Origin of the sequence: Streptomyces sp. W1SF4 (genome assembly GCF_003950035.1) — a bacterium.
Taxonomy (GTDB): domain Bacteria; phylum Actinomycetota; class Actinomycetes; order Streptomycetales; family Streptomycetaceae; genus Streptomyces; species Streptomyces racemochromogenes.
The window spans coordinates 3,704,975-3,719,958 of the sequence record NZ_CP034350.1 but is presented as its reverse complement, the minus strand read 5'-3'; the positions used below and the strand labels follow the sequence as shown (position 1 = coordinate 3,719,958).

The 14,984-nt window shown below is 73.0% G+C and carries 15 protein-coding genes; 8 read left to right on the top strand and 7 right to left on the bottom strand.

Translation table 11 applies throughout. From position 1 onward, the window contains the following. Window positions 1-87 precede the first annotated feature (87 nt). The 5 genes from D1J60_RS17315 to paaA are packed head-to-tail and all read right to left on the bottom strand — an operon-like array spanning window position 88 to window position 3,717. A complete protein-coding gene (locus D1J60_RS17315; protein ID WP_125821710.1) occupies window positions 88-1,188 on the bottom strand; it encodes a 2Fe-2S iron-sulfur cluster-binding protein in 1,101 nt (366 codons plus the stop codon). Continuing rightward, window positions 1,189-1,695, bottom strand: a complete 507-nt coding sequence (paaD, locus tag D1J60_RS17310; RefSeq protein WP_125595702.1) for a 1,2-phenylacetyl-CoA epoxidase subunit PaaD — start codon at window positions 1,693-1,695, stop codon at window positions 1,189-1,191. Continuing rightward, on the bottom strand, window positions 1,689-2,423 hold the full coding sequence (gene paaC / locus D1J60_RS17305) for a 1,2-phenylacetyl-CoA epoxidase subunit PaaC (protein WP_125821709.1): 735 nt from the start codon (window positions 2,421-2,423) through the stop codon (window positions 1,689-1,691). The genes paaD and paaC overlap by 7 nt, the downstream gene beginning before the upstream one ends. Further along, on the bottom strand, window positions 2,420-2,704 hold the full coding sequence (gene paaB / locus D1J60_RS17300) for a 1,2-phenylacetyl-CoA epoxidase subunit PaaB (protein ID WP_125595694.1): 285 nt from the start codon (window positions 2,702-2,704) through the stop codon (window positions 2,420-2,422). The genes paaC and paaB overlap by 4 nt, the downstream gene beginning before the upstream one ends. Then, window positions 2,701-3,717, bottom strand: coding sequence for a 1,2-phenylacetyl-CoA epoxidase subunit PaaA (gene paaA, locus D1J60_RS17295; protein WP_241253301.1), 1,017 nt, complete (start codon window positions 3,715-3,717; stop codon window positions 2,701-2,703). Before paaA ends, paaB begins: the two co-directional genes overlap by 4 nt. Window positions 3,718-3,852: 135 nt before the next feature. On the opposite strand from paaA, the gene D1J60_RS17290 reads away from it, so the two are divergent. Genes D1J60_RS17290 through D1J60_RS17280 form a run of 3 tightly spaced genes read left to right on the top strand, consistent with a single transcriptional unit; the run spans window position 3,853 to window position 6,488 of the window. Beyond that, a complete protein-coding gene (locus D1J60_RS17290) occupies window positions 3,853-4,539 on the top strand; it encodes a DUF5819 family protein (protein WP_345500545.1) in 687 nt (228 codons plus the stop codon). Continuing rightward, entirely contained in the window at window positions 4,527-5,720 is a 1,194-nt protein-coding gene (locus D1J60_RS17285; RefSeq protein WP_241253300.1) for an HTTM domain-containing protein, read from the top strand. The genes D1J60_RS17290 and D1J60_RS17285 overlap by 13 nt, the downstream gene beginning before the upstream one ends. A gap of 9 nt (window positions 5,721-5,729) precedes the next feature. After that, entirely contained in the window at window positions 5,730-6,488 is a 759-nt protein-coding gene (locus D1J60_RS17280) for an RNA methyltransferase (RefSeq protein ID WP_125821707.1), read from the top strand. 22 nt (window positions 6,489-6,510) lie between these two features. On the opposite strand, the gene paaN is transcribed toward D1J60_RS17280, so the two are convergent. After that, entirely contained in the window at window positions 6,511-8,193 is a 1,683-nt protein-coding gene (gene paaN / locus D1J60_RS17275; RefSeq protein ID WP_125821706.1) for a phenylacetic acid degradation protein PaaN, read from the bottom strand. A gap of 190 nt (window positions 8,194-8,383) precedes the next feature. Between paaN and D1J60_RS17270 the strand changes: the two genes are divergently transcribed. Together D1J60_RS17270 and D1J60_RS17265 are read left to right on the top strand one after the other, a co-directional pair. Continuing rightward, window positions 8,384-9,910: a 3-hydroxyacyl-CoA dehydrogenase gene (locus D1J60_RS17270; RefSeq protein WP_125821705.1), complete on the top strand. Its 1,527-nt coding sequence runs from the start codon at window positions 8,384-8,386 to the stop codon at window positions 9,908-9,910. After that, window positions 9,907-10,497 carry a TetR/AcrR family transcriptional regulator gene (locus D1J60_RS17265; RefSeq protein WP_125603183.1) on the top strand — a complete coding sequence of 197 codons (591 nt, stop codon included), beginning with the start codon at window positions 9,907-9,909 and terminating at the stop codon, window positions 10,495-10,497. Before D1J60_RS17270 ends, D1J60_RS17265 begins: the two co-directional genes overlap by 4 nt. A gap of 54 nt (window positions 10,498-10,551) precedes the next feature. On the opposite strand, the gene D1J60_RS17260 is transcribed toward D1J60_RS17265, so the two are convergent. Beyond that, window positions 10,552-11,091, bottom strand: coding sequence for an Lrp/AsnC family transcriptional regulator (locus D1J60_RS17260; RefSeq protein WP_125603187.1), 540 nt, complete (start codon window positions 11,089-11,091; stop codon window positions 10,552-10,554). Between the two features lie 195 nt (window positions 11,092-11,286). Here D1J60_RS17260 and pdhA point away from each other — a divergent pair, with 195 nt between their 5' ends. The 3 genes from pdhA to D1J60_RS17245 are packed head-to-tail and all read left to right on the top strand — an operon-like array spanning window position 11,287 to window position 14,791. Next, on the top strand, window positions 11,287-12,420 hold the full coding sequence (gene pdhA, locus D1J60_RS17255) for a pyruvate dehydrogenase (acetyl-transferring) E1 component subunit alpha (protein ID WP_125603184.1): 1,134 nt from the start codon (window positions 11,287-11,289) through the stop codon (window positions 12,418-12,420). Next, entirely contained in the window at window positions 12,420-13,418 is a 999-nt protein-coding gene (locus D1J60_RS17250) for an alpha-ketoacid dehydrogenase subunit beta (RefSeq protein WP_125603185.1), read from the top strand. The genes pdhA and D1J60_RS17250 overlap by 1 nt, the downstream gene beginning before the upstream one ends. Beyond that, window positions 13,418-14,791: a dihydrolipoamide acetyltransferase family protein gene (locus tag D1J60_RS17245; protein ID WP_125821704.1), complete on the top strand. Its 1,374-nt coding sequence runs from the start codon at window positions 13,418-13,420 to the stop codon at window positions 14,789-14,791. Before D1J60_RS17250 ends, D1J60_RS17245 begins: the two co-directional genes overlap by 1 nt. Window positions 14,792-14,984: the final 193 nt, after the last annotated feature.

The following is a 14,984-nucleotide window of genomic DNA, read 5'->3' as shown; positions in this document are numbered from 1 at the left end:
GCGCGCACCGGCTGACGCCCTGATCTGACGGTGCGTCAAGATAGAGCAGCGTGCGGCAATTGGACAGGCCCCGGACGGCCGGCGGGGCTACCGGTCGAAGTCGATCTCCACTTCCTCCGTCAGGGCGTGGGACTGGCAGGCCAGCACGAACCCGGCGTCGGTCTCTTCCGCCTCCAGCGCGAAGTTGCGGTCCATCCGCACCTCGCCGGAGACCACGAAGGCCCGGCAGGTGCCGCACACGCCGCCCTTGCAGGCGTACGGGGCGTCCGCGCGGTTGCGCAGCACGGTGTCCAGCAGGGACTCGCCGTCCTGCACGGGCCAGGTGCCCGAGCGGCCGTCGAGCCGGGCGGTCACCTGGCCGCGGGCCGGAGCCGCAACGGCGCGGACGGGGCCCTGCGGGGCGGTGTCCTCGACGTGGAAGACCTCCTCGTGCACCCGGGTCCGTACGACGCCGAGCGTGCCCAGGGCCCGCTCCGCGCCGGTCACCAGCCCGTAGGGACCGCACAGGAACCAGCCCGTCACCTCCTCCACCGGGAGCAGCGCGGGCAGCAGGGACACCAGCCGGGCCTCGTCGAGCCGGCCGGAGGGCAGACCGGCCTCCTGCTCCTCGCGGGAGAGCACGGTCACCAGCTGGAAGCGGTCGGGGTAGCGGTCCTTGAGGTCGGCCACGTCCTCCAGGAACATCGTCGAGGCGGCCGTGCGGTCGCTGCGCACCAGGCAGAACCGGGCGTCGGGCCGTGCCGCCAGGACCGAGGCGGCGATCGACAGCACCGGGGTGATGCCGCTGCCGCCGACGATCGCCGCGTAGTGCGCGGCCCGCGGGGCGGCGGCGGGCTCCAGCACGAACCGTCCGGCCGGGACCATCACGTCCAGCACGTCGCCGGCGGCCACCTCCTTGTGCGCGAACGTGGAGAACTCGCCGCCCTCCACCAGGCGCACGCCCACCCGCAGTTCGGCCGGGCCAGGGCCGTCGGGGGCCGGGGCGGGGGAGCAGATCGAGTAGGTGCGGCGGACCTCGGTGCCCTCGGAAGGGCGGCGGCGCAGCGTCAGGTGCTGGCCGGGGGCGTGGCGGTAGTCCTCGCGCAGTTCCTCGGGGACCCGCAGGGTCAGGGCCACCGAGTCGTCGGTGAGCCGGTCGACTGCCGCCACCGTCAGCGGGTGGAACGCGCCGTGGCGGGGTGCGGCCATCTACAGCTCCTTGAAGTGGTCGAACGGTTCGCGGCAGGAGACGCAGCGGCGCAGCGCCTTGCACGCGGTGGAGGAGAAGCGGCTGAGCAGTTCGGTGTCGGTCGAGCCGCACTGGGGGCAGCGCACCGACAGGGTCAGCGGTACCGGTCCGCCGGTGGAGTGCGGGCGGGGCGGTGCGATGCCGAACTCGGCCAGTTTGCGGCGGCCTTCGGCGCTGATGTCGTCGGTGGACCAGGCCGGGGACAGCACCGTGGTGACGCGCACCTCGGGGATGCCGTGGCCGGTGAGGACCCGTTCGATGTCGGCGGACATGGCCTCGATGGCCGGACAGCCGGTGTACGTCGGGGTCAGGACCACCTCGGCGTGCCCGTCCTCGTGCATCCGCACGCCGCGCATGACGCCCAGCTCGGCCAGGGTCAGCACGGGCAGTTCCGGGTCGGGGACGGAACCGGCCAGCTCGGCCAGCTCCGCCTCCAGACGGGTGGTCCCGGCCCCGGCGCTCACCACGACGCTCCGGGGTGGCTGCGGTGCAGGTGCTGCATTTCGGCGAGCAGCCGCCCGAACGGCTCCGTGTGCAGCCCCTGGCGGCCGGCTCCGGCGGCCCAGGCGCCCGTACGCGGCCCCTCGGGCAGGGCGAGCCCCGCCCGGTCCAGTACGTCGCCCAGCGCGGCCAGCCAGCGGCCCTCCAGGGCCTCCATGGCGGCCTGGTCCAGGCCGAGTCCCTCGACGGGCAGGAACATCTCCCCGGTGAACTTCCACAGGGCGTCCAGCGCCGTGCGCATCCGGGAACCGCTCTCCTCGGTGCCGTCGCCGAGGCGCAGCGTCCACTGCTCGGCGTGGTCCCGGTGGTAGGCGGTCTCCTTCACGGCCTTGGCGGCGAGCGGGGCGAACGGACCGTCGCCGGCGGCGAGCTCCCCGTACAGCTCGTGCTGGTAGAAGGAGAAGTAGAGCTGGCGGGCGATGGTGTGGGCGAAGTCCCCGTTGGGCTGCTCGACCAGCTGGAGGTTGCGGAAGGAGCGCTCCTCGCGCAGGAAGGCCAGCTCGTCCTCGTCGCCCGCCATGGACAGCAGCAGGCGGGCCTGTCCGAGCAGGTCGAGGGCGATGTTGGCCAGGGCGACCTCCTCCTCCAGGACGGGGGCGTGGCCCGCCCACTCGCCGAGGCGGTGGGAGAGGATCAGCGCGTCGTCGCCGAGGGCGAGGGCTGCCGCGGTGCGGGTGTCGGTGCCGGCGCTCACAGGTGGCGCACCCCCTCGGGGATGTCGTAGAAGGTGGGGTGGCGGTAGGGCTTGTCGGCGGACGGGGCGAAGAACGGGTCCCGCTCGTCCGGCGAGGAGGCGGTGATCTCCGCGGAGGGCACGACCCAGATGGAGACGCCCTCGTTGCGCCGCGTGTAGAGGTCGCGGGCGTTGCGCAGGGCCATCTCCGCGTCCGGGGCGTGCAGGCTTCCCGCGTGCGTGTGCGAGAGGCCGCGGCGCGAGCGCACGAACACCTCCCACAGGGGCCAGTTCTGCGTCATGCCTGTACCTCTCGTCCGGTGCTGGTGTGCTTCGCGGCGTAGGCGGAGGCGGCCTCGCGGACCCAGGCGCCTTCCTCGTGCGCCGTGCGCCGCTGGCTGATCCGCTGTTCGTTGCAGGGGCCGTTGCCCTTGAGGACGTCCCAGAACTCGGCCCAGTCGATGGCGCCGAAGTCGTGGTGGCCGCGCTCCTCGTTCCACTTGATGTCCGGGTCGGGCAGGGTCAGGCCCAGCGACTCGGCCTGCGGGACGGCGATGTCCACGAAGCGCTGGCGCAGCTCGTCGTTGGAGTGGCGCTTGATCTTCCAGGCCATCGCCTGCGCGCTGTGGACCGATTCGTCGTCCGGCGGACCGAACATCATCAGCGAGGGCCACCACCAGCGGTCGACCGCGTCCTGCGCCATGGCGTGCTGGGCCTCGGTGCCCTGCGAGAGGGCGAGGAGCAGCTCGTAGCCCTGGCGCTGGTGGAAGGACTCCTCCTTGCAGATCCGGACCATGGCGCGGGCGTAGGGGCCGTAGGAGCAGCGGCAGATCGGCACCTGGTTGGTGATCGCCGCGCCGTCCACGAGCCAGCCGATGGCGCCGACGTCGGCCCAGGTCAGAGTGGGGTAGTTGAAGATCGAGGAGTACTTCTGCCTGCCCGAGTGGAGCTTGTCGAGCAGCTCGTCGCGGCTGGTGCCGAGGGTCTCGGCGGCGCTGTAGAGGTAGAGCCCGTGGCCCGCCTCGTCCTGCACCTTGGCCATGAGGATCGCCTTGCGGCGCAGCGAGGGCGCGCGGGTGATCCAGTTGGCCTCGGGCTGCATGCCGATGATCTCGGAGTGCGCGTGCTGCGCCATCTGCCGGACCAGGGAGGCGCGGTACTCGTCGGGCATCCAGTCCCGGGGCTCCACGCGCTCGTCGGCCGCCACGGCGGCGTCGAAGTCCGCACGGAGCTGTGCGCCGAGGTCTGCGGACTGCCCGTCCACCGCGCCGTCCACCGTGCCTGACGTGCCCGTTTCCGGGGTCACTGCGACCATCCCGGTCCCCTGTCAGAGTGTGCCGTCCGCCCGACCGACCGATCGTTCGGTTCATCCTCTTCAATGGTGAGACGGCGGCCCGTAGGGTGTCAACCTCTGTGGGCAACCCTGTGGACGCCGGATGATCGGGGCGGGATGGATTCGAACGAGCGCGAGCCTGCGGAAGGAGCCCTTCCGGCAGCCGCTCCGGCGCCGCCCGCACCGCCCCGCGCAGCCGGGATCGCGGGCCTGTCCACGCCCTACCGGGTCCTCGCGGCCCTCGCCCTGGGGGCCGTGGGCGTCGGCGCCTGCCTGCACCTCGGACTGGTCTTCCTGCACGTCGCGCCCGCCAACACCGTCGGCAAGCAGAACGCCAGGCTCGTGGACGGCTGGATCTACCCCGAGTTCGAACAGAACTGGAAGCTCTTCGCCCCCAACCCGCTCCAGCAGAACATCGCCGTGGAGGTCCGCGCCCAGGTCCGCACCGCCGGCGGGGAACTCCTCACCCGCGACTGGCGCGACCTGTCCGCCGAGGACGGCGCGGCGATCCGCCACACCCTGCTGCCGAGCCACACCGAGCAGAACGAGCTCCGCAGGGCCTGGGACTTCTTCACCGGCTCTCACGACGAGGACAACAAGCCCGACGGCGAGCGCGGGGAGCTGGCCGAGCAGTACCTGAAGCGGATCGCCGTGGGCAGGCTGACCGCCGCGACGCCGGGAGCGGAACGGATCGTACGGATCCAGCTGCGCTCGGCGACCCGGTCGGTGGCCGCGCCCTCCTGGAGCGGGGAGAAGACCGACGCCCAGACGTACTACCGGGAGCTGCCGTGGTGGAACGTGTGAGGAGCGCCCTCGCGCGGGCGGTCGCGAAGGCCACCGGACAGGCGCTGGGCCCCTACCAGAGCGCCGTCGTACGCATCGGCTTCGCCGGGACCTGGCTGTTCTTCCTGCTGCGGGAGTTCCCCCACCGGCACGAGCTCTACGGGCCCGACGGGCCCTGGAGCTGGCCGCTCGCCGAGCGGCTGATCGCCTCGAACCGCGCCTTCACGGTCCTGATGTGGTCGGACTCGACGCTGTGGTTCGAGACGGTGTACGCGCTCTCCCTGCTCGCGAGCGTCCTGCTGGTGCTGGGCTGGCGGACACGGGCCGCCTCGGTCCTGTTCATGATCGGGGTGCTGTCGCTGCAGAACCGCAGCGTGTTCATGGGCGACGGCGGGGACAACGTCATCCACCTGATGGCCGTCTACCTCGTGCTGACCCGCTGCGGGCAGGTGTGGTCGCTCGACGCCCGCCGGTCCCGGCTGCGCGGGTCGGCGACCGCGGGGGCCGCCGGGCCGGTGCTGTGGGCGCTGCTGGGCGCCGGGTTCGCGTACGGGGTGGTGAGCGGGCACCTCGGCACGCTCTGGCTCGTGTTCTTCGGGACCCTGTGGACCGGGACGGCGCTGTGGTGGCTCGCCGACCGGTACGAACCCGGGGGCGAGCGGCGCGCGACCCTCGACGTGCTCGCGAACCTGCTGCACAACGCCGGGATGCTGGTGATCACGGCCGAGGTGTGCCTGATCTACGCCACCGCCGGCTGGTACAAGATCCAGGGCTCGCGGTGGCAGGACGGGACCGCGCTGTACTACCCGCTGAGCCTGGACTACTTCACCCCCTGGCCCTGGCTGTCGGAGCTGGTGGCGTCCAGCGGGGCGGTGGTGATGCTGCTGACGTACGGGACCGTGCTGGTGCAGGTGGCGTTCCCGTTCACGCTGTTCAACCGGCGGGTCAAGAACGTGCTGCTGGCGGTGATGATGCTGGAGCACGCCGGGATCGCGGTGCTGCTGGGGCTGCCGTTCTTCTCGCTGGCGATGATCGCCGCCGACGCGGTGTTCCTGCCGACGGGGCTGCTGGTGTGGGTGGGGGCGCGGGTCGTCGCCGTCGCCGGTGGCCTGCGGCGCTGGTCCCCGCCCCGCCCTTCCACCGTTCCCCGGGGCTGCGCCCCGGACCCCCTGGGGGCTCCGCCCCCAGACCCCCGGGCTTAGGGTCGGGGCATGGGTGAGCAGCAGGGTGCCGGGGACGACGTACAGCGGCAGTGGCGGGAGTGCGCCGAGCGCAGCGACGTCGTGCTGCTCGACGGGTTCCACGCGCTGAAACACGCCCTGCGGTTCGGGGCGGAGGTGCTGGCCGTCATCGCCGACGAGCCCGGGCGGGTGCGGGAGCTCGCCGCCGGACTGGCGCCCGACGTGGAGGAGGCGGTGGCGCGGCTGGTGCGGCAGGGGGCGCTCAAGGAGCTGCTGCCCCGGACGCACCCCACCGGGGTCGCAGCGCTCGCCGTACGGCCCGGTCGGGAGGCCGGACGGGCCGCGCTGGCACGGATGCCCCGGCCCGCCCCCGTGGTGCTGCTCGACAACCCCCGTAACCTCGGCAACGTGGGCGCCGTCGTCCGCCTCGCCGCCGGCTTCGGGGCCACCGGCGTGGTGACCCGGGGCGACCTCGACCCCTGGCACCCCAACGTGGTCCGCGCCGGCGCCGGACTGCACTACGCGACCACCGTGGACCGGCTGGAGCTGGAGGAGCTCCCGCCGGGCCCGGTGTACGCGCTCGACCCGGAGGGCGAGGACATCCGTGCCCTCGCCCTCCCGGACGACGCCCTGCTCGCCTTCGGCTCCGAACGGCACGGGATCTCGCCCGAACTGCGCGCCCGGGCGGACCACCTGGTGTCACTGCCGATGCGTCCGCAGGTGTCCAGCTACAACCTGGCCACCAGCGTGGCCATGACCCTCTTCCACTGGGGCGGCCCCAAGGCCTGAGCCACTAGGCGCAAGACACGTCCTAGCCCTGGCGGCGGACCTCCACCACGCGGAAGCGGTTGGCGACGAAGGCGCCGTCGCACAGCGCCGCGTTGGCGGCCGGGTTGCCGCCGGAGCCGTGGAAGTCGGAGAAGGCCGCGGTCTGGTTCACGAAGACCCCGCCCGTCAGGTTCAGCGACAGCTGCGCCGACTCCTCCAGGCAGACCTCCTCGATCGCCCGCTCGGTGTCCCCGGACGTGGTGTACGCGCCCACGGTCATCGCGCCCTTCTCCCGCACCGTACGGCGCAGCAGGTCGAGGGCGTCCGCGGTGGAGTCCACCGCCACCGCGAAGGAGACCGGGCCGAAGCACTCGGACAGGTAGGCCGCCTCCGGGTCCGGCTTGCCGGCGTCCAGCTTCACGATCACCGGGGTGCGCACGACCGCGTCGGGGAACTCGGGGTTGACCACCTCGCGGGAGGCCAGCGCGACCTCGCCGAGGCCGGCCGCCGCCTCCAGCCGGGCCTTGACGTCCGGGTTGACCAGCGCGCCCAGCAGGGCGTTGGCGCGGGTGTCGTCGCCCAGCAGCCCGCCGACCGAGGCGGCGAGGTCGGCGACGACCTCGTCGTAGGACTTGTGGCCGGCGTCGGTCTCGATGCCGTCGCGGGGGATCAGCAGGTTCTGCGGGGTGGTGCACATCTGGCCGCTGTACAGGGAGAGGGAGAACGCCAGGTTGGAGAGCATGCCCTTGTAGTCGTCGGTGGAGTCGACGACGACCGTGTTGACGCCTGCCTTCTCCGTGTAGACCTGGGCCTGGCGGGCGTTGGTCTCCAGCCAGTCGCCGAACTCGGTCGAACCGGTGTAGTCGACGAGCTTGATCTCGGGGCGGACGGCCAGGGTCTTGGCGATGCCCTCGCCGGGCCGCTCGACGGCCAGGGCCACCAGGTTCGGGTCGAAGCCCGCCTCGGCCAGGACCTCGCGGGCCACCCGCACGGTCAGTGCCAGAGGCAGCACGGCGCGCGGGTGCGGCTTGACCAGGACGGCGTTGCCGGTGGCCAGGGAGGCGAACAGGCCCGGGTAGCCGTTCCAGGTGGGGAAGGTGTTGCAGCCGATCATCAGCGCGATGCCGCGCGGCACGGCCGTGAAGGTCTTGCCGAGCTCCAGCGGGTCCTTCTTGCCCTGCGGCTTCGACCAGGCGGCCTGTCCGGGAACCCGGGTCTGCTCCTCGTACGCGTAGGCCACCGCCTCCAGGCCGCGGTCCTGCGCGTGCGGGCCGCCCGCCTGGAAGGCCATCATGAAGGCCTGGCCGCTGGTGTGCATGACCGCGTGCGCGAACTCGTGGGTGCGGGCGGAGATGCGGGCGAGGATCTCGATGCAGACCAGGGCGCGGGTCTCGGGACCGGCGTCGCGCCAGGCGGCGATGCCGGCCTTCATCGCGGGGAGCAGCACGTCGGGGTCGACGTGCGGGTACTCGACGCCCAGCTCCGGGCCGAACGGAGAGACCTCGCCGCCGGTCCAGCCGTCGGTGCCGGGCTGACCGAGGTCGAACCGGGTGCCGCGGACGGCCTCGAAGGCGGCGAGCCCGTCGGCCGGGGCGCTCTCCCCGTAGGCCTTGGGGTGCTCGGGGTGCGGGGACCAGTAGGCGCGGCTGCGGATGGCATCCAGCGCCTGGTCCAGGGTGGTCCGGTGCTTCTCGGAAAGCTGGGGGACGGTGAGCTCGGCGGCCATCAGGGACCAACTCCTCGTTGAGCCGGGCGGGATCAGGCTGGTTCGCAGACTGGGATCCAGGCTGGAGACAGGCTGGGATCGGGCTGGGGCGGGTGAAGAAGAGCAGACTGGAGTTAGAGTAACCGAACGATCGGTCGGTACAAGAGGGCCCGGCGGACCTGTGGACAACCGCGTGCGGGAGGATCAGGACATGACAGCAATCGAGCGGGCTCGCACTGTGGCGGTCATCGGCGCCGGAACCATGGGCCAGGGCATCGCCCAGGTCGCTCTCCTCGCAGGTCATCCCGTACGCCTCTACGACTCCGTGCCCGAGCGGGCCCGCGAGGCCGTCCAGACCGTGGCCGGCCGGGTCGAGCGGCTCGTCGCCAAGGGACGGCTGGACCGGGCCGAGGCCGACGACGCCGTCGGCCGGCTCGACGCCGCCGGGACCCTGACCGGACTCGCCTCCGCCGCCCTGGTGATCGAGGCGATCGTCGAGGACGTCACCGTCAAGCGCGAGCTGTTCGCGGCCCTCGAAGGAGTGGTTTCGCCGGACGCGCTGCTGGCGACCAACACCTCCTCCCTCTCCGTCACCGAGCTCGCCGCCGGCCTCGCGCACCCGGGCCGCTTCCTCGGCCTGCACTTCTTCAACCCGGCCCCGCTGCTCCCCCTCGTCGAGGTGGTCAGCGGCCACGCGACCGACCCGGACGCCGCCGAGAGCGCGTACCGCACGGTCCTGGGCTGGGGGAAGACGCCGGTCCGCTGCGCCGACACCCCCGGCTTCATCGTCAACCGGATCGCCCGCCCCTTCTACGCCGAGGCCTTCGCGGTGTACGAGGAGCGGGGCGCCGACCCCGCGACCATCGACGCCGTGCTGCGCGAGAGCGGCGGCTTCAGGATGGGGCCCTTCCAGCTGACCGACCTGATCGGCCAGGACGTCAACGAGGCCGTCACCCGCTCCGTCTGGGACTCCTTCTTCCGGAGCCCCAAGTTCACCCCCTCGCTCGCCCAGCGCCGCCTGGTCCAGGCGGGTCGCCTCGGCCGCAAGTCCGGCCACGGCTGGTTCTCCTACGCCGAGGACGCGCAGGCCCCCGCCCCGCACACGGCCGGCCCCGAGGAAGCGCCGGAGAAGGTCACCGTCGTCGGCGACCTGGGCCCGGCCGCCGTGCTGGCCGACCTCATGGAGGAGGCCGGGATCGCGGTCACCGCCACGGGGCACGGGGGCCCGTACATCCAGCTGCCCGGGGAGGGCCAGCTGGTGCTCGCGGACGGCAAGACCTCGGTCGAGTTCGCCGACGTCGTCTACTTCGACCTCGCGCTCGACTACCGCGACGCCACCCGGATCGCGCTGTCCGCCAGCGCGGACACCAGCGAGCGCACCCTCGCCGAGGCGGTCGGCCTGTTCCAGAAGCTCGGCAAGGAGGTCTCCGTCATCGGAGACGTCCCGGGCATGATCGTGGCCCGTACCGTCGCGATGCTGATCGACCTCACCGCCGACGCCGTGGCGCGCGGGGTGGCCTCCGCGCAGGACATCGACACCGCGATGCGGCTCGGCGTGAACTACCCGCTCGGCCCCGCCGAATGGCACGACCGGCTCGGCCGCGACTGGGCGTACGACCTGCTGCACCACCTCGACGAACGGTGTCCGGGCGGCCGCTACGCGCCGTCGCTGGCCCTGTTCAAGCTGGGCTACGAGGCCGGCGAGGACGAGGACGGGGAAGAGGAGGGGACCGAGTGACCACGGCCAGGCGGGACACCTACACCCCGGAGACGCTGCTGTCCGTCGCCGTGCAGGTCTTCAACGAGCGCGGCTACGACGGCACCTCGATGGAGCACCTCTCCAAGGCCGCCGGGATCTCCAAGTCCTCGATCTACCACCACGTCGCGGGCAAGGAGGAGCTCCTCCACCGCGCCGTCAGCCGGGCCCTGGACGGACTGTTCGGGATCCTGGAGGAGCCGGGCGCCGTACGCGGCCGCGCGGTCGCGCGCGTCGAGTACGTCACGCGCCGCACGGTCGAGGTCCTGGTCGCGGAACTGCCGTACGTCACCCTGCTGCTGCGGGTGCGCGGCAACACCCGCACCGAGCGCTGGGCCCTGGAGCGCCGCCGCGAGTTCGACCACCAGGTCGCGGAGCTCCTCAAGGCGGCCGCCGCCGACGGGGACCTGCGCGCCGACGTGGACATCCGGCTCGCCACCCGCCTGCTGTTCGGCATGGTGAACTCGCTGGTCGAGTGGTACCGGCCGCATCCCGGCACCACCCCCGACCAGCTCGCCGACGCGGTGGTCAGCATGGCCCTGGACGGCCTGCGCACCAAGGCCGCGTAACCCGTCCGGCCCAGTCGTCCGGCCCAGTCGTCCGGCCCGGCCGTCCGGCCCCGCTCAGTCCTCCGCGAGGGCGGGGCCGCCGGACGGGCCCGGGTCCAGCAGATCCGTTTCCTCGAACACCAGCAGCGTGCGCGTGGACAGCACCTCCGGGATGGCCTGGAGGCGGGTCAGCACCAGTTCCCGCAGCGTGCGGTTGTCCGGCGTGTGGACCAGCAGCAGCACGTCGAAATCCCCGCTGACCAGCGCGATGTGCGCCGCCCCCGGCAGCTCCCGCAGCTTCTCGCGCACCGTCCGCCAGGAGTTCTGGACGATCTTCAGCGTGATGTACGCGGACGCGCCCTGACCCGCGCGCTCGTGGTTGACCCGGGCGGTGAAGCCGCGGATCACCCCGTCGTCGATCAGCCGGTTGATCCGCGCGTAGGCGTTGGCCCGGGAGACGTGCACCTGCTCCGCCACGGACCGTATCGACGCGCGGCCGTCCGCCTGGAGCAACCGCATGATCGAACGGTCGATGGGATCCAGGGGGCGCGGCGGTACCGGTGGGCCTGAAGGTGCGCCCCCCGGTGGGACCGGTGCGGAACCCGCTCCGGCCATTTGTTCATCCGGCATTGCCCACTGCCTCCCTCTGCTGGACGTCCTGCACCCATCCCAGGGCCCCGCCGCCACTTTGTCCACAGCCTGGAGCCGCCTGTAGCCAAATTGCGCCAACGACCGAACAATCGGTTGGTGAGGCGCCTCACACCCGGTGGCGCCCCCAGTCCCGCTTCCCACGAGGAGGTGTACGCCGCCATGACGGTCCAAGAGCTGCCCGGTGCCGGTGCGCCGCACCGTGTCACCCCGCCGCCCGCCTGGAGGCCCCGCATGGAGGCCGCCCCCCTGCTGCCGGACCCCGAGCCCTACCGGGTGCTGGGCACTCCGGCGGCGGAGGAGCTCGATCCGGCGCTCATGCGCCGGTACTACGCCGAGCTCGTCCGGGGCCGCCGCTACAACGCGCAGGCCACCGCGCTGACCCGACAGGGCCGTCTCGCCGTGTACCCCTCCACCGTCGGGCAGGAGGCCGCCGAGATCGCGGCCGCGCTGGTCCTGGAGGAGCAGGACTGGCTCTTCCCGAGCTACCGCGACACCCTCGCGGCCGTGGCGCGCGGACTGGACCCCGTACAGGCCCTGACGCTGCTGCGCGGCGACTGGCACACCGGGTACGACCCCCGCGAGCACCGCATAGCCCCCCTGTGCACCCCCCTCGCCACCCAGCTGCCGCACGCGGTGGGCCTGGCGCACGCCGCGCGGCTGCGCGGCGACGAGGTCGTCGCGCTCGCCATGGTCGGCGACGGCGGCACCAGCGAGGGCGACTTCCACGAGGCGCTGAACTTCGCGGCCGTCTGGCAGGCCCCGGTGGTCTTCCTCGTCCAGAACAACGGCTTCGCGATCTCCGTCCCGCTCGCCAAGCAGACCGCCGCGCCCACCCTCGCCCACAAGGCCGTGGGCTACGGCATGCCCGGCCGGCTGGTCGACGGCAACGACGTCGCCGCGATGCACGAGGTCCTCACCGAGGCGGTGAAGCGGGCCCGCACGGGCGGCGGACCGACCCTGATCGAGGCCGTCACCTACCGGATGGAGGCCCACACGAACGCCGACGACGCCACCCGCTACCGCACCGACGCCGAGGTCGAGGCCTGGAAGGCGCACGACCCGGTACAGCTGCTGGAGCGCGAGCTGACCGCGCGCGGGATCCTCGACGAGGAAGGCATCCGGGAGGCGCGCGACGCGGCCGAGGCGATGGCGGCGGACCTGCGCGAGCGGATGAACGCCGATCCCGTGACGGACCCGATGGACCTCTTCGCACACGTCTACGCGGAGCAGACCGGCCGGCTGCGCGAGCAGGCCGCCATGCTGCGCGCCGAGCTGGAAGCGGAGGGAGAGTGATGACGACCGTTGCCGCGAAGCCCGCGACGATGGCGCAGGCCCTCACCCGTGCCATGCGCGACGCGATGGCCGAGGACCCCACCGTCCACGTGATGGGCGAGGACGTCGGCGCGCTCGGCGGGGTGTTCCGCATCACCGACGGGCTCGTGAAGGAGTTCGGCGAGGACCGCGTCACGGACACCCCGCTCGCCGAGGCCGGAATCCTGGGCACCGCCGTGGGCATGGCCATGTACGGGCTGCGCCCGGTCGTGGAGATGCAGTTCGACGCGTTCGCCTACCCGGCCTTCGAGCAGCTCCTCTCGCACGTGGCGAAGATGCGCAACCGCACCCGCGGCAAGATGCCGCTGCCGATCACCATCCGCGTGCCCTACGGCGGCGGGATCGGCGGCGTCGAGCACCACTGCGACTCCTCCGAGGCCTACTACACGGCCACCCCCGGGCTCACCGTCGTGACCCCGGCGACGGTCGAGGACGCGTACGGGCTGCTGCGCGAGTCGATCGCCAGCGACGACCCGGTGGTCTTCCTGGAGCCCAAGCGGCTCTACTGGTCCAAGTCGCAGTGGTCGCCGGAGGCCCCCGCGGCCGTCCCGGGCATCGGCAAGGCCCTGGTCCGCCGGGCCGGTACGAGCGCCACCCTGATCACGTACGGCCCCTCGCTGCCGGTCTGCCTGGAGGCGGCCGAGGCGGCCCGCGAGGAGGGCTGGGACCTGGAGGTCGTCGACCTGCGCTCCCTCGTCCCCTTCGACGAGGAGACCGTCGTCGCCTCCGTACGCCGCACCGGGCGCGCGGTCGTGGTCCACGAGGCCGGAGGCTTCGGCGGACCGGGCGCGGAGGTCGCCGCCCGCGTGTCGGAGCGCTGCTTCCACCACCTGGAGGCGCCGGTGCTGCGCGTGACCGGCTTCGACATCCCGTACCCGCCGCCGATGCTGGAGAAGCACCATCTGCCCGGTGTGGAGCGGATCCTGGACGCCGTGGCCCGCCTGCAGTGGGAGAACTGATGCCGCAGGTCATGGAATTCAAGCTGCCCGACCTCGGCGAGGGCCTGACCGAGGCCGAGATCGTGCGGTGGCTGGTGGCGGTGGGCGACGTCGTCGCCATCGACCAGCCGGTCGTCGAGGTCGAGACGGCCAAGGCGATGGTGGAGGTGCCCTGCCCGTACGGCGGTGTCGTCACCGCCCGGTTCGGTGAGGAGGGCGAGGAGCTGCCCGTCGGCGCCCCGCTGATCACCGTGGCGGTGGGGGTGCAGTCGGCGCCCGCCGGGGCCGTGGAGTCCGCGGGGGCGGAGGCCGAGAAGGGCTCCGCCGACGCGCCCCGGCCGCTGATCGGGTACGGCTCGGACCACTCGCGCCCGGCGCGTCGGCGGCGGGTGCGACCCGTCACCGCCGCGGTGTCGGCTCCGGCTCCGGCTCCGGTCGCTCCGGCTCCGGTCGCTCCGGCTCCGGTCGCTCCGGCTCCGGTCGCTCCGGCTGCGGTCGCTCCGGCTGCGGTCGCTTCGGTGGTGGCCGCCGGGCCCGTGCCCGTGATCTCGCCGCTCGTGCGCAAGCTGGCCCGGGACAACGGGGTCGACCTGCGGGCGCTGCGCGGGTCCGGGCCGGAGGGCCTGATCCTGCGGGCCGACGTGGAGGCTGTGCTCCGGGCTCCCGAGCCCGCTCCCGTGGCGGTGCCGGTGGCGGTGGCCGCGCAGGGCGAGCGGATCCCGCTCAAGGGGCTGCGCGGCGCCGTCGCCGAGAAGCTGTCGCGCAGCCGCCGGGAGATCCCGGAGGCCACCTGCTGGGTCGACGCGGACGCCACCGAGCTGATGGCGGCGCGGGCCGCGATGAACGCCGTGGACGGGCCGAAGATCTCGGTGCTCGCGCTGCTGGCGCGGATCTGCACGGCCGCGCTGGCCAAGTTCCCCGAGCTCAACTCGACGGTCGACCTCGCCGCCAACGAGATCGTCCGGCTCCCGTCCGTGCACCTGGGCTTCGCCGCACAGACCGAGCGCGGGCTGATGGTCCCGGTGGTCCGGGACGCCCACACGCGCAGCCCGGAGTCCCTGTCGGCGGAGTTCGCCCGGCTGACCGAGCTGGCCCGGGCGGGGAAGCTGGCCCCGTCGGACCTGACCGGCGGGACCTTCACCCTGAACAACTACGGGGTCTTCGGGGTCGACGGCTCCACGCCGATCATCAACCACCCCGAGGCGGCGATGCTCGGTGTGGGCCGGATCATCCCGAAGCCGTGGGTCCACAAGGGGGAGCTGGCCGTGCGTCAGGTCGTGCAGCTGTCCCTGACCTTCGACCACCGCGTCTGCGACGGCGGGGCGGCCGGCGGGTTCCTGCGGTACGTGGCCGACTGCGTGGAGAACCCGGCCGTGCTGTTGCGCGGGCTGTAGGGGGCGCCGGGTACCGGGTGCCGGTGGGGGCGGGGGTGTGCCGCTGCGCGGGCTGCTCCCCGCCCCGCCCTTCGCCCGTTCCCCGGGGCTGCGCCCCGGACCCCCTGGGGGCTCCGCCCCTGACCCCGCGCCTCAAACGCCGGCGAGGCTGGAAGAACGGGGCTCCGCCCCGGTGCGCTCAATCGCCGCGCGG

What these genes read in the sequence shown, in the direction of transcription:
- D1J60_RS17260 (WP_125603187.1), bottom strand. Translation starts at nt 11,091, where the DNA reads ATGGCCGGAGCGGGTTCCGCACCGGTCCCACCGGGGGGCGCACCTTCA.
- paaA (WP_241253301.1), bottom strand. Translation starts at nt 3,717, where the DNA reads ATGGTCGCAGTGACCCCGGAAACGGGCACGTCAGGCACGGTGGACGGC.
- paaN (WP_125821706.1), bottom strand. Translation starts at nt 8,193, where the DNA reads ATGGCCGCCGAGCTCACCGTCCCCCAGCTTTCCGAGAAGCACCGGACC.
- D1J60_RS17280 (WP_125821707.1), top strand. Translation starts at nt 5,730, where the DNA reads ATGGGTGAGCAGCAGGGTGCCGGGGACGACGTACAGCGGCAGTGGCGG.
- D1J60_RS17315 (WP_125821710.1), bottom strand. Translation starts at nt 1,188, where the DNA reads ATGGCCGCACCCCGCCACGGCGCGTTCCACCCGCTGACGGTGGCGGCA.
- D1J60_RS17245 (WP_125821704.1), top strand. Translation starts at nt 13,418, where the DNA reads ATGCCGCAGGTCATGGAATTCAAGCTGCCCGACCTCGGCGAGGGCCTG.
- paaB (WP_125595694.1), bottom strand. Translation starts at nt 2,704, where the DNA reads ATGACGCAGAACTGGCCCCTGTGGGAGGTGTTCGTGCGCTCGCGCCGC.
- pdhA (WP_125603184.1), top strand. Translation starts at nt 11,287, where the DNA reads ATGACGGTCCAAGAGCTGCCCGGTGCCGGTGCGCCGCACCGTGTCACC.
- D1J60_RS17290 (WP_345500545.1), top strand. Translation starts at nt 3,853, where the DNA reads ATGGATTCGAACGAGCGCGAGCCTGCGGAAGGAGCCCTTCCGGCAGCC.
- D1J60_RS17250 (WP_125603185.1), top strand. Translation starts at nt 12,420, where the DNA reads ATGACGACCGTTGCCGCGAAGCCCGCGACGATGGCGCAGGCCCTCACC.
- D1J60_RS17270 (WP_125821705.1), top strand. Translation starts at nt 8,384, where the DNA reads ATGACAGCAATCGAGCGGGCTCGCACTGTGGCGGTCATCGGCGCCGGA.